Here is a 12,444-nt window from a genome sequence, read left to right on the forward strand (position 1 = left end):
TATCGTTTGTTTTTCTAGCCCCGATTGCAACGGCATCCTTTTTCTTAATGGCTTGCAAAAAGCTTTGGCGAAAAAGATACAGTGGAAAGCGGGATTAAGCTCCTAAATATATTGAGGATGTTCGTGAATATTTATTTTTATTTAAAAGCAGTGCCTGTTACAGCACTACTTTTTGAATCATTTTTACGGCAGATTTTTTGTCTTCCAGAGCATTCAGTACATCGAAAATTTTGTCGGACCAACCAGCAATAAGGTATACATCATCCTTTCTGATATCAAGTGGCTGTGTACCATAACCCGCAAGGTCAAAAATATACAGCTTTGCATGAGGCGCGATGGCTTTGTACTTTTTCCACACGTCTTCGAAAGAGTTTCTGTTTCCTGTGCTATCCCACATTTGAGTATCGGTGAAAAGCATTACTTTATCCACCTGCTCTTTTCTTTTGATGAGATCTTCAATTATCAGGTAACCATTGGTGGAATATCCTACTTCACCTTCACGTTTGTAGAATGCATCTACGTTCCTTAAAATACCGTTTTTCGGCATTGGAACCCTCAACCAACGGTCACCGAAGATACCCGTTACCACATTTTTACACTGTGACTGCAAGATCATAGACATCAGCAAACCGATATCATACAGTAATATTTTACTTTTACTCGAAACGGCTTTCTGCATAGAGCCTGACACGTCCGCTGCAATTACTACAGAGGTGTCAAAGCCAAAACCTTTGATGTTTTTAGCACTTACCACCACCGCATTTTCCAATGCTTCCAGTACTGAAGACAGATAAGGAGAATCTATTGTTTTTAATTCTCTATAGGCTGCCAGGAATCGGAACGGAAGCTGCTTTGAGTTGAATACCGCTTTTTCATCGGAGAGATATCTGCAAACTTTATTCATTGCATCAGGTGATACTCCGGCTTCCAGGATATTTCTCAGGTTTCTCATGGTTGCCATATAGCCTAATTTATTACTGAAAATCAATTCTTCCCATTTGTTTTTGAAGGCCATTTTTCTTTCTGCATCGTTTGCAAATTTCTTCTGACCCAAAACGGAAAGCTCTACTTCCCAAGTGTAAGGGGTTTCCAGTGTATTATTGGCAATTTTGTTGAAAACAGCCTGCTGATTTTCATCTTTAGCTTTCGGATGAACCAGGAATAATGCATCTTTCAGCGTTACTTCTGCTTTTCTGTTATACTTTGCAAACTGGTATTCATCAAATTTATTGAATGATTTTACCAGACCTTTCTGAATCTGTTTGGACAGTTTGTTCAGTTTCTTGGTATCTGTTCTTTTGTTGGCAAGCTGGTAATACGCCAGCAATTCTGTGATTTCATCTGCTCTCTGAACGACTCCATCTACTGTTTTGCTTACAAGATCTGTACCCGAAGTTTGCTTTGCCAATTCAGTTGTCAAAACCAATGGGATAGATCTCAGATACATATCTTTTCTTGCATATACGGCCAGCTTTGCCACAAATTCAGGATCATTTTTTTTGATCAGAGACTGGATTCTCTTCAATCTGTCATTTCCTTTTTCATAATTGGCATCTGACAGTCCTGTTGTAACAACAGCACTATACAATTCTTCAGCGGGTGTCATGGCATATGCTTTTGCACCTTCATAGTTCTGTACTACTTTATTTTCTTTTCTTAAAAAATTAAATTTCATGGTTACTGTTTTTTTGTTAAACATGGGAAGGTTGATACCTCCTCTCTGATTTCTGATGCAAAATAAAAACAGTATTGCGCAATCTATTTGCGCATAAAAATTTTCTTAGATTTTTTATTTAAAATGTGATTAAATGATAATGTATGCTGGATATTTTGTGCTTAAATTAGATAGGTTTCGGCTAAAGCCGGATGAAAGTGGCTATATTTGAAAGAGTGGGCTAAAGCCCACCCTTATTGAATAAAAGTTGAAAACTGATATTGATATTTAATGACAATCTAATTCCTAATTCCTAATTCCTAATTCCTAATTCCTAATTCCTAATTCCTAATTATAAAATCCTTCTATCATTCATTTTTATTAAAGAAATCGCGTATAGAGCATTTTCAGATGAGAGTTTTCTAGCTTTGCTGTTATTAAAATTAAACTATGATTAAAGGAATATATGAAACTCATATTCAGGTGAGCAATCTGGAAAATGCAGTACAGTTTTATACAGAAGTATTAGGATTGAAAATGGCTCACAGGGATGAAACCAGACCTATTGCTTTTTTATGGGCGGGAGAAGGAAAAGATTTTATGCTGGGGCTGTGGGAGCAGAAGGAGAATCTTCAGACCAGACATTTTGCTTTTTCCAGCAGTAAGGAGGATATTTTGAATTATTCTGTGGAGTTTCTTGAAAAAAAAGATTTAAAACCTTACAATTTTCTGAAAAACGGAACTGTAGAGCCTATGGTATTTGCATGGATGCCTGCATTGGCTATTTATTTTAATGATCCAGATGGAAACCAGCTTGAATTTATTTCTATTCTGGAGGGTGAAGGCAAACCCGAATTGGGAGTACTTAGCTATGAAGAATGGATGAAGTGGACTGACAATTAATAAAAGTTAATACAACACAGTCGCGCAAGATGTTGCTGTTTTGTGCTGGCCAACAAAATGATAAGATGAGCATCAGCAGTATTTAAACATTGATTAGTTTTTTTACTGCCAACACATGTTTACAAGGACCTCTCTCCCCTTGATACTTACTGAACCACTCGCAGGTACAACGTTCTTTTTCTTCTTGAATAATTACTGTATGATGCACACCAGTTCCTTTTACTCTGGCTTCTGTCCTTTCTTTATTATTATTTAAAATCTCAACTTTTCCGTCTTCTATCAGTTTTTCTGCATTTTTTAAGCGGGGATTGAGTCCGATAATACGGCTTAATTTAAAGGGAAGTCTACGATAAAAAAATTCTCTGTCATTAAGATCGTAACCCAGTAATCCCATTGCAGCGAGTCTGCCAGTAATATTTTCAACTTTGTCAAAACTGATATTCTCTTCCAAAGCAAATCTGCCAGGATTAAAAGTCTGATTGGCAAAGGCATATTTATCCAACGCATCAATCCATTCATCAGGAACATCTGAGATCAGACTATCCAACACCGCACCTTCACCTGGAAAACCTCTCCAGCATTCTCTCGATAAAGAAAAACTAAACCGGATATTTCCCATATTGAGTTGCCATGTGGTAGACTGCATATTAGCATGTGCGAAAACCTGCATACCATCAATATAAGGAAGAAGAGATTCTAATAGACGTAGTCTGTGAAGTCCTCCTATACAAACAGAATCTGCAGATTTTACCGGAGAAAAAATAGGTTTATTTCCTCTCACAATTAAATAATAATCTGACTTCACCACTCCTTTAGGCATTCCTCTAAACAATTGCTGTGTCTGGATTTTATTGAAGGTATGACGCTTTTCTGACTCTGATAAGTACACCTGAACAGTTCCCAGTCCTTTGATCCATTTAGCAGGCAATGGTACTTTTCTTTCTATGACCTTACTTCCCTCCTTGTATAACCCAACTTCTTTTTGTCCTACAGAAAGCATAATTTTTTCATTCGGACAGATGCTTCCCAAAGCCGTTATCATAGGCTGATTGAAATCCACATTCGTTGTACCGTTTTCAAGAAACTCTCCATCCAATCCCTCAGGTAGCACATCTACTCTTGCATACACTCCTGCACAATGAGAAAAACCTTCAAACCTTAGTCTTTCATTTCCTGCCGTTACTATGGGATCTTTAAGAAATACCATCTGAAAAGGTGACAGGTTAAAACTGGATTTTACAATGTTAGAAAGTGTAATCAGACATCGGGCTAAAATAAAGGGTTGTCCTACATTTCCCCAGAAAAAACAGGGAACATTGGTATTTTTGTCAATCTCACAGTATTTAGCAAGAAATAACTCTTCAAGTGCACCTCTCCTGGCTAAAGAGGATACTCCTGAATAGCTATAAATAAGCATATCTTCCATGTTTTATTTTTTCAGAAGAAGATTACATATTTTTTTAAGACTCGAGTTTTCTTTCCAGCTGTTTAATTTTTCAACGACTTCCTGGTGTACTGAGGAATGGTTCAATGCCAATACTTCATGGTAAATTTCCAGAATTCTTTTCAGATTGGTAACAGGTTCTTCCATTTGAAGTAAAATATTGAAAATCAATTCTTCAAGAGCCGCATTATGATTTTTACTTATATTAAGCATGTGGTGCTGCATAAGATCGGTCAATCTCTTCACTGGTGCCCACTCCAATTTTTCGTGTAAACCAATTACTCTTCCCAACCATGCATTATCCATCATCTGGCAAGAAACATGTTCAAGCCAAATTTCAGCAGCTGTTCCACGAATGGCCTTATCACTGTCCAGAAAAATAGTCCCCAGAAACAGATACCCAATTTCATCGAGAGGTTTTTTGATCTGATATAATGTATTGGCAGTATTCAGAACAAGACTTCTTTCAAAAACTTCTGCAATTCCTGAATAGAAAAGGCAATATTTAATTACTTTCGCCAACGCATTTGCAGGTGTATTGGGGAAACAAAGCATCAGCGCAGGAATTTCATTAAGCTCTTTCTGTTCAGCAACAAAATATTCCATGAACAAAGGTTCTTTTCTTTTTTCAAGATGATATTTTGGAATCGTAATGTTCAGTTCTACCGGATAGTATGAGTTTTTCTTATTGTCAATGGTTTTCCATTGGTAAGCTCCTGAAAAGAATTCTGTGGGAATATTATCATATCCGAAATTTTTAAATTCCTCAAAAACAGTTTCCGGTGAACGGGTAATTCCCGCTGTCATCCACCATGAAGGATGTATAAAATTACCTTCCGGGTTTTCATTTTTTCCAAAGAAGAAAAGCAGTAATTCTTTATATTCACCTTTTAATCTTTTCTCTGCTTCGGCAATAGCTTTTAAAGTATCATCTAAAGCACAACGTTGCAGAGCAAGCTGAATATCCAGATGATGAGGCTCTGTATTGCTGTTCTGATAGCTCTCAAGCCTTTCAACCAAAGTAACAGGAGAAATCCAACAAGGTGCATGGGTGATAGGAAACAACAAAGGAAGTTTGTCACCGGATTTTATTTTTTCAACTGCATAGATAGCAATATCTTTAAAAGCCTGTCTTGCTGGGCAATCTGCCCCAACATCTTCTATCGGACCTAGTTTTTTCTGATAATTGGAGTAAGACTCTCTAGCAGCTTCCTCTTCTTTGGTTTTCTGATATATTTTTTCCAGATTCTTTAGCTGAACAGGATATTGTTCCATCAAAGCCAAACCATAATTGATGATTGCATTGCACAGTAAAACATTCAGATAAGGAACTTCCCATTTCGCAATGGTTTTACAAGCCTTCAAAAATACAGGTTCCACCAGTTTTACAGATTCTGCATCCACGTCTCCGGCAAATTTGATAAACGCTGTCAAAGCAATATCACAATGATAGCTATACGGATCGTCCATTGCTAAAGGCAGATAGAACATGAGATCTTCAAATTTCTGAAGTACCTGTACTGCATTTTCGTCTGAGGTCAATACTCTTTTTTCCGAAGCTATCGCCTCAAGCTCTGGTTGTTTTCCTTCAATATATTTTACCAAAAGAGGGCGCACATTGGTCAGTATATTATCTGAATAATGGGAAAGTGCCTCTATCATATTTTCTGAAGCCGGAATGTATTTAAGGATGATCTTGGCTGCTTTTGATTGTATTCCATCATCTTTACTGACAAATGCTGTACTTAAAGCCATTCCAAGCATATCCGGATCCATTTTCTTTCTCTGGAATATTTTTTCAGTAAGTCCCAGACTGGAAATCACTACTGTTTTTACCTCAGAGCTTAGTAGATTCGGAAGATAATGTGAAAATTCTTCATTCTTAAATTCTGAAGTTCCCACAATTTTTTTCAAGTGTGATAATAATGTATTTACGGCTTTTGACTGTGAAGAAACAAGCCCTGCTAGGAGTTCATCCTGTAAATCAGATAATTCTTCTTCCGTGGGTTTTAATGAGGTAAACGCATCCATAAACCAACCCGTGACATTTTTATTAAAATTCCTGTTGGCAGCCAGAAGACACTCTTTCAGAAATCTTTTTCTTTCAATTTTTTTATCCGTAATAAGCTTTTGAACAATAGGAAACCATTCTTTACGGAAAGGTAAAGATTTGGAAGGAAATTCGCACAAATACCAAAAATGAGTATTGAGTGTTTCAGGATGGCGGTCAAGATCTGCCGGATAATTACTCAGATGATGTCCCAGTAATTCCGGTTTAGGTTGTACATAGCCTTTCTCTGTCCATCCTAAAATATCCTTATAATTAAATGCTGTAAATTCAGCTTCTACTGATTCATTGATAAAGTCTGAAAACCAATCGGGGCAGCCCCATTCCAGTATCTGATCAGTTTGTTCTACATTGCGGAAAAGACTCCAGTAATTTTTACCGAAATTCTTTTTGTCCATGCAGACAAATGAAGCAATATCTATAATGGAATGCTGATTCACAGATCCTGCCGTATGGTAGGAGTTTTTAGTCATTACAATTTTACTGATCTCACGGTCCATTTTCTTTATAGACGGTACCAGTGTTTTCCTTTCTTCAATACTAAGCTCTTTTAGAAAGGGAATAATCTCATGTATTTTTTCCTCATTAAGGATCTCATAAAGTCTTTCTTTCATGGTGCTTTAATTTGATGTATAAATTTGTTTCAGGTTATTCATTTTTTTTCCATTCTTTAGGTTGTCTGACAAAATTTTTTTCATCCCAGACTGATTTGATTTTAACAGTTTATGATAAAGCCCAAAGAACTTTTCAGCATTCAAAACTGTCTTTTCAACTGTTGAAAGAATGGGTATCAGCAGTTTTCCAGAAGCAACATTATAACTGATAATCAGATTGATAAGTTTTGGAATTTTGTTGATAAATCCTTTTATCTGATTCCATTCAAAACTTAACTTTTTACCAATTATTGTTCCCCACTTCATTTCTTTAAAATTATTCAAAAACATCCTGTTTATAAGGCTTCAAAAGCCATACCACAGAGCATTAACAGTATTAAACAGCCCCAAAAACAGGAATAAACAAAGCCTCTTCCGAGAAGCGAATTCTGTTTCATCTAAACATTCGGAAATATAATATATATTTAAATAAAACACTGATATACAATACTTAATAAGTTTTACTATTTTTTTCCTGTAAAAGCAGAGTCTGAAAAACAGGATACCATATGTAAAATTCTCATCAGATTATTATCATAAACACCTTGATAAAATTGAATGAAGTATTTAAAAAAGAAGTATTATCAGGAATGTAACGATCAAAGAATTCTGATATGACAATGTCAACAGGCGTCTTGTCATATCAGAATTCTGTTATTTGTACTCGTTTCCTGTTTTACAATACGTCAACAGTTTAAATTTTTCACCTGAAAATCTTTATCAATAAGCATAAACTCATTCTTATCGGCTAAAATAAAAAAAAATGACTGACAGACAGTAAATTATCCCATAAAAGTGATTTTTTTAACAAATATTAAGTTAATTAAAACAATAGCTATCAAAGCCTTTGGTCATATAAAAACAATTCCCTGTTTAAAGATATATTAATAAAAAAGTGATTAAAAGCACTATATCATGATATTTACACAACATTTGGTGTCTTAATTCCAGAATTTGAGATACCATATAACAAATCAGGTTAGCTTATCAATACGTTAATTTTTTTTAAAATAATAAAAACAGGATTGTAATTCTCTAAATTTTATATATTTGCAAAATAAAATACTTGACAACTCAAACACATATCAATGATAAGCACAGAATTATTATTTTTAATAAACATTAATAAATTACAGTCTGTAATTGCCAGAAAATTTGATTCTCTGAGCGTTCATGGTCTGGGACTCAATGACTTTGTTATTCTTTATGTGCTCTATTCTTCCTCTGAGAGCAAAATGAGAAGAATAGATCTTGCCGAAAAAATAGGACTTACAGCATCAGGAGTCACCCGCTTATTGAATCCATTGGAAAAAATCGGACTGGTATCCAGAGAAACCAATGAAAGAGATGCCCGCGTAAGTTATGTTGTCATCACTTCTAACGGTAAAAAAATATTTGAAGAAGCTAAGCTAAGCGCCGAAAATATTACTAAAGAAATTCTTTCATCCAAAAAAGGTAAATCTCTACGCATAGTCAATGAGCTTTTATTTGATTTAGGAGGAAATATACAATAATGAAAATATGAAAAATGCATTAAAGAAACAGCTAAGAGAAAAGGCAAAAGACTATACCACAACAATGGGAGTACTTGCTGTTACCAATACTTTAAACGGGAAAAAATATGTTCAGGCTTCTTTACATCTGGAAGCATTGGTGAACAAGATGAAATTTCTTTTAAATGGCAGATTGTTTACCAATTATCAATTACAAAAGGAATGGACTGAGCTCGGAAGTGAATCTTTTACATTTGAGTTTGCTACAATTGTACCTGACCAGAATAATGAATATATCAATTATCGTCAGGAGATACAGAAAGCTGAACAAAAAGTAAGATCAGAAAGTAAAGCAGAATTCTATTAAACTCTATGAAAATAACTTCTATAAAAGATGTAGACTTATGTTACGAAATTTTTGGTGAAGGAAATTCCAAAAATATAGTCCTGATCTCAGGATTAGGAAGTCAGATGATCCGCTGGGATCGTGAATTCTGTGATCTTTTGGTAAAAAAAGGTTTCAGAGTAATCCGTTTTGATAATAGAGATTCAGGCAGTTCTGTTTTCGATATACAAAGGGAACTTCCGTCTGGTAAAGGGATTGACGAAATCTTTGCTGCATTGAGTAAGGAAGGTATACCTTATTCATTGATGGATATGGCAAATGATGTTATTGGTTTACTGGATTATTTAAAGATTGAAAAAGCGCATATTGTGGGACGTTCCATGGGAGGAATTATTGCACAGCTTTTAGGCTCCTATTATCCTGAAAGAGTTTTATCATTAACGATCATCATGTCCACCTCTATGAATCCGTCTCTTCCTAAGCCTGATTCTGAAATGATGGCTATGATGACACAGGTATCTGCTGATCCTGTTCTTCAGAAAGAAGAGTATTTGAGGGAAAAGATCCGTTTTGCAAAGAAAATATCGGGTTCGGGATATATTTTTGATTCGAATCAAGAAATGGCTTTGCTTGAAAAAGAACTTACCCGTTCAAAAACAAAAAATGGAATTATCCGTCAGCTTTTAGCGATGGGTTCTTATCAGTATAATGCTGAGATATTGGAAAAAATATCAGCTCCGACTTTGATTATTCATGGAACAGACGATCTGATCTTTCATTCTGATTGCGGAAAAGATATTGCGGATTCTATTCCTAATGCCGAATGGCTTCTCATTGAAGGGATGGGACATTCTATTCCGGAGGAATTATTTGATACAATCAGTGAAAGTATTGTCAATACTATCAACAAAAAGCTCCCATATTAAAGGGAGCCTTTTATTATTCATCCTGTAAAATTTGTAGAATATGAATTGTCTTATCTTCATTATTGGCAAAATAAAGTTTCAGTTCTTCATACATAAAGTTCTTCATTTCCTTCTGCACTTTCGGAGTTCCAAGCTTCCATCTTGTTGAACCCAAAAATGTAAGTTCTCCTTGTATAGAACCATAAAGCAACAGATATTTTTTAAGTTTTGTTGCTCTTATATTTAATTTTATATTTCTCTTAACGGCTTCCTCTTTCAAAAACATACTGAATCCCTGTAAAATTCCATCCAGTAATGATCCTCCCAAAATGGTTTCTTTATAATTGGCGTACATCTTGATTTTTGGTGTAAAGACCTGGTGATCCCCAAAAGCAAATGCTACCGAATAAGAATATTGTGTTTTTTTCTGAAAATTCAATGTAAAAAAATAGGAATCATATGGCAATCTCTTTTGCACTTCATCATCTATGATCTCAGCTAAACCATTTGGGTAATGAAAAATATTAATCTGCTGTTCATCTCCAGATTCATCAATACTTCTTATTTTCATATTTGAATCCAAAAATGAAAACCTTCTGAACAAATTGTTCAAAACCCGGTAACTCAATATCAACCCATTAAAAATATATTTATCAGGAATGAAATCAATTGTCCATCTGCAGGTTTCGTCATTATTAATATGATGTATATTGTCCAAAATCTCAAAGTTCCCTTTTTCGGATTGCAATACACGTAAGCTATTAACCTCAATCGTAGAAGACTCTGTCAGTGCAATAATACCAGCTAATGATAAATAAAATTGTCCCTGCCTATACTGATCAATACTTTTTATGATTTCTGTATTAAAAAGTGTTTTCCCAGGACTGACCCATCTCATAACCAATCTATTATCTTTTTCCAGAATGAAAGTGATATCATAGATTTCTGCTTTAATGAAATCTTCAATAAAATAGCTTATTAATTCATTATAGCCTAAGTGGTTCAGAAAACCTATATACATTGCAGGCCGCATTCTGATATGCTCCAGCACATTATATTCTTCAATCATATATTAAGAATCAAGATATTTAAATATATGAATTTTTAAAATTTTATAAGGACTTTTGAAGACACCAATGCAGAATCTTTGCAATGTTTTTGGCGTCATCTACTCCTCTGTGGTGGGTACCTTCTAAAGCCATCCCCAATTCACCCAAAGCCCTGTTCATTCCGACACTTTTCCTGATAGTAGGGTGAATTTCACCGAATAATGTTTTTACATTGATGTGGTCATCACTCATCGGATAATCTGTGTAGAATCTTCTTGCCTGGTTTTGAAGCATATTCAGATCATAATTTCCGTAACTCGCCCATGTCAATTCTTCGGAATCATATTCTGCTCTCAGGATATCGAAAGCATCATCCAGCATAATGCCTTCATGATCCAGCATATTTTGGGTAAGCGTGGTCAGTTCCGTACAGAACGGGCTTACTTTTGAATGTTGGGGTTTTATTAAAATCCCTTCATTTTTAGAGATCTTACCGGTTTTTGCATTCATAATGCATACTCCGATTTCGATGATCTCACTTTCCTGACCTCTTGGCGGCCGGTTTTCCCAGCACGTTGCTTCAAGGTCTACTATTAATATATTTTCTGTTATTTTCACTTGTTAAAAATTTAATTGTTAAAGGATAGAAGACGGATACGGAAGTTTTCCATAGTATCTACTTTACCTCCCGCCTTTAGTTTCAGTCTTCCGGCCTGATTACTATTTACAGAATCTTACTTAAAATTCTGGCTGTATTATAAGCATCGTCTGCTCCGCTGTGATGGGTACCTTCAAAATCCATATTCAGATAGTTCAGAGCTCTTTTAAGTCCTATTTGTTTATGCAGTCTGAAATGCCTTTTAAATTCATGCATCACATTCATATAGTTTTCTGAAAAAGGATTGGCTATCCCGAGCCAATCACATTGTTCTATGATCTGCTCACCGTCGAAGTTTCCATATCCTGCCCAGATAAGCAGTTCTGAATGATATTGCTCCCTGATTATTTCACAGGCTTCTTCGAAATAGATTCCTTTTTCTTCTATCAGTTGCGGGGTAATTCCGGTCAATTGTGTACAGAATCTGTTGATTTCTGACCGTTCTGGAATTACATAAATGCTTTGTTTTTGGGAAATTGCTTTTGATGTTAAGTTTAATTTGCAAATTCCTATTTCTATAATATCGACCTGTTGTCCATTGGGAATTCTGTCGTTTTCCCAACATGTAGCTTCCAGATCGATGATTATCATCTCATTGGCTGTTTTCATGATTTTTTAGAAATTAGAAGCTAGAGGTTAGAAGTTAGTTAGGCTTATACTTCTCATATCCTCAAGCTTCATTTTCATCATTAATTGTTAATTTCTGGGAGCAAATGGAGGCGTCCATTTTTTCCTCTTCATTATTTCTTTGACTTCCTCATAGGAAACCGGATAAAAATTGTGGCAATCTACCCCAACATCAAAGCTGAGTGCCATTTCATCATCCGGCAAGGTTCCGTGTGAATGGCCGTATAACTGCCAGACTCCGCGATGTGAGCCATTCCAGATACGCATGGCGTAATGGAAAAGAATGATTTTCTGTTTACCATTACTTTCCTCCGGTTCATCAATTCTCAGTTCGTGGTAATCTCTGATGGAAGCAAACCGCTTGGGATAGGTTAAAGCCGCTCCTTCATGATTGCCTTTGATCAGATGAATATTACCATTTAACCGATCTAAAATTTCTTTTGTAAAATCAGGTTTTCCTAAACTCATATCTCCTAAATGGTAGACGGTATCACCGGTTGCAACTTTCTCATTCCATCTTGTTATGAGTTCTTCATTCATATGGCCCAGTGATTCAAAAGGTCTCTCTGAAAACTTTATAATATTCTCGTGACCAAAATGATGGTCTGCTGTAAAAAATATATTGGGTTTCATTTTTTTAATTG

The 12,444-nt window shown here is 35.4% G+C and carries 12 protein-coding genes; 4 read left to right on the forward strand and 8 right to left on the reverse strand.

Annotated features, from left to right (window positions below; translation table 11 throughout):
* Positions 1-157: 157 nt before the first annotated feature.
* On the reverse strand, positions 158-1,675 hold the full coding sequence (locus REB14_RS06940; RefSeq protein ID WP_309521843.1) for a TROVE domain-containing protein: 1,518 nt from the start codon (positions 1,673-1,675) through the stop codon (positions 158-160).
* A gap of 429 nt (positions 1,676-2,104) precedes the next feature.
* Here REB14_RS06940 and REB14_RS06945 point away from each other — a divergent pair, with 429 nt between their 5' ends.
* Positions 2,105-2,557, forward strand: a complete 453-nt coding sequence (locus REB14_RS06945) for a VOC family protein (protein ID WP_309521844.1) — start codon at positions 2,105-2,107, stop codon at positions 2,555-2,557.
* A gap of 82 nt (positions 2,558-2,639) precedes the next feature.
* On the opposite strand, the gene REB14_RS06950 is transcribed toward REB14_RS06945, so the two are convergent.
* Genes REB14_RS06950 through REB14_RS06960 form a run of 3 tightly spaced genes read right to left on the reverse strand, consistent with a single transcriptional unit; the run spans position 2,640 to position 7,007 of the window.
* Positions 2,640-3,983, reverse strand: coding sequence for an SWIM zinc finger family protein (locus REB14_RS06950; protein WP_309521845.1), 1,344 nt, complete (start codon positions 3,981-3,983; stop codon positions 2,640-2,642).
* A 3-nt stretch (positions 3,984-3,986) separates the two neighbouring features.
* Entirely contained in the window at positions 3,987-6,683 is a 2,697-nt protein-coding gene (locus REB14_RS06955; protein ID WP_309521846.1) for a DUF6493 family protein, read from the reverse strand.
* Between the two features lie 6 nt (positions 6,684-6,689).
* Positions 6,690-7,007 (reverse strand): hypothetical protein, encoded by a 318-nt coding sequence (locus tag REB14_RS06960; RefSeq protein ID WP_145953203.1) that lies wholly within the window; start codon positions 7,005-7,007, stop codon positions 6,690-6,692.
* Between the two features lie 803 nt (positions 7,008-7,810).
* Here REB14_RS06960 and REB14_RS06965 point away from each other — a divergent pair.
* Genes REB14_RS06965 through REB14_RS06975 form a run of 3 tightly spaced genes read left to right on the forward strand, consistent with a single transcriptional unit; the run spans position 7,811 to position 9,487 of the window.
* Positions 7,811-8,236, forward strand: coding sequence for a MarR family winged helix-turn-helix transcriptional regulator (locus tag REB14_RS06965; RefSeq protein ID WP_079240497.1), 426 nt, complete (start codon positions 7,811-7,813; stop codon positions 8,234-8,236).
* A gap of 7 nt (positions 8,237-8,243) precedes the next feature.
* Positions 8,244-8,582: a GIY-YIG nuclease family protein gene (locus REB14_RS06970; protein WP_079240496.1), complete on the forward strand. Its 339-nt coding sequence runs from the start codon at positions 8,244-8,246 to the stop codon at positions 8,580-8,582.
* 5 nt (positions 8,583-8,587) lie between these two features.
* Positions 8,588-9,487 carry an alpha/beta fold hydrolase gene (locus REB14_RS06975; RefSeq protein WP_309521847.1) on the forward strand — a complete coding sequence of 300 codons (900 nt, stop codon included), beginning with the start codon at positions 8,588-8,590 and terminating at the stop codon, positions 9,485-9,487.
* 13 nt (positions 9,488-9,500) lie between these two features.
* Here the strand turns inward: REB14_RS06975 and REB14_RS06980 are convergent, their stop codons facing one another.
* From REB14_RS06980 to REB14_RS06995, 4 genes are all read right to left on the reverse strand, one after another.
* A complete protein-coding gene (locus REB14_RS06980; RefSeq protein ID WP_309521848.1) occupies positions 9,501-10,535 on the reverse strand; it encodes a hypothetical protein in 1,035 nt (344 codons plus the stop codon).
* Positions 10,536-10,578: 43 nt separating this feature from the next.
* A complete protein-coding gene (locus tag REB14_RS06985) occupies positions 10,579-11,133 on the reverse strand; it encodes a 3'-5' exonuclease (RefSeq protein WP_309521849.1) in 555 nt (184 codons plus the stop codon).
* 106 nt (positions 11,134-11,239) lie between these two features.
* Complete coding sequence (locus REB14_RS06990) at positions 11,240-11,782, reverse strand: 3'-5' exonuclease (protein ID WP_079240494.1); 543 nt, start codon at positions 11,780-11,782, stop codon at positions 11,240-11,242.
* A gap of 87 nt (positions 11,783-11,869) precedes the next feature.
* Positions 11,870-12,433, reverse strand: coding sequence for a metallophosphoesterase family protein (locus REB14_RS06995; protein ID WP_309521850.1), 564 nt, complete (start codon positions 12,431-12,433; stop codon positions 11,870-11,872).
* Between the last annotated feature and the right edge of the window lie 11 nt (positions 12,434-12,444).

The sequence above is a fragment of the Chryseobacterium metallicongregator genome (assembly GCF_031324065.1).
GTDB classification, from domain to species: Bacteria; Bacteroidota; Bacteroidia; order Flavobacteriales; family Weeksellaceae; genus Chryseobacterium; species Chryseobacterium metallicongregator.

Excerpts from the sequence above, each read along its gene's own strand:
- REB14_RS06970 (WP_079240496.1), top strand. The coding sequence starts at position 8,244 with ATGAAAAATGCATTAAAGAAACAGCTAAGAGAAAAGGCAAAAGACTAT.
- REB14_RS06975 (WP_309521847.1), top strand. The coding sequence starts at position 8,588 with ATGAAAATAACTTCTATAAAAGATGTAGACTTATGTTACGAAATTTTT.
- REB14_RS06990 (WP_079240494.1), bottom strand. The coding sequence starts at position 11,782 with ATGAAAACAGCCAATGAGATGATAATCATCGATCTGGAAGCTACATGT.
- REB14_RS06965 (WP_079240497.1), top strand. The coding sequence starts at position 7,811 with ATGATAAGCACAGAATTATTATTTTTAATAAACATTAATAAATTACAG.
- REB14_RS06995 (WP_309521850.1), bottom strand. The coding sequence starts at position 12,433 with ATGAAACCCAATATATTTTTTACAGCAGACCATCATTTTGGTCACGAG.
- REB14_RS06955 (WP_309521846.1), bottom strand. The coding sequence starts at position 6,683 with ATGAAAGAAAGACTTTATGAGATCCTTAATGAGGAAAAAATACATGAG.
- REB14_RS06980 (WP_309521848.1), bottom strand. The coding sequence starts at position 10,535 with ATGATTGAAGAATATAATGTGCTGGAGCATATCAGAATGCGGCCTGCA.
- REB14_RS06940 (WP_309521843.1), bottom strand. The coding sequence starts at position 1,675 with ATGAAATTTAATTTTTTAAGAAAAGAAAATAAAGTAGTACAGAACTAT.
- REB14_RS06950 (WP_309521845.1), bottom strand. The coding sequence starts at position 3,983 with ATGGAAGATATGCTTATTTATAGCTATTCAGGAGTATCCTCTTTAGCC.
- REB14_RS06945 (WP_309521844.1), top strand. The coding sequence starts at position 2,105 with ATGATTAAAGGAATATATGAAACTCATATTCAGGTGAGCAATCTGGAA.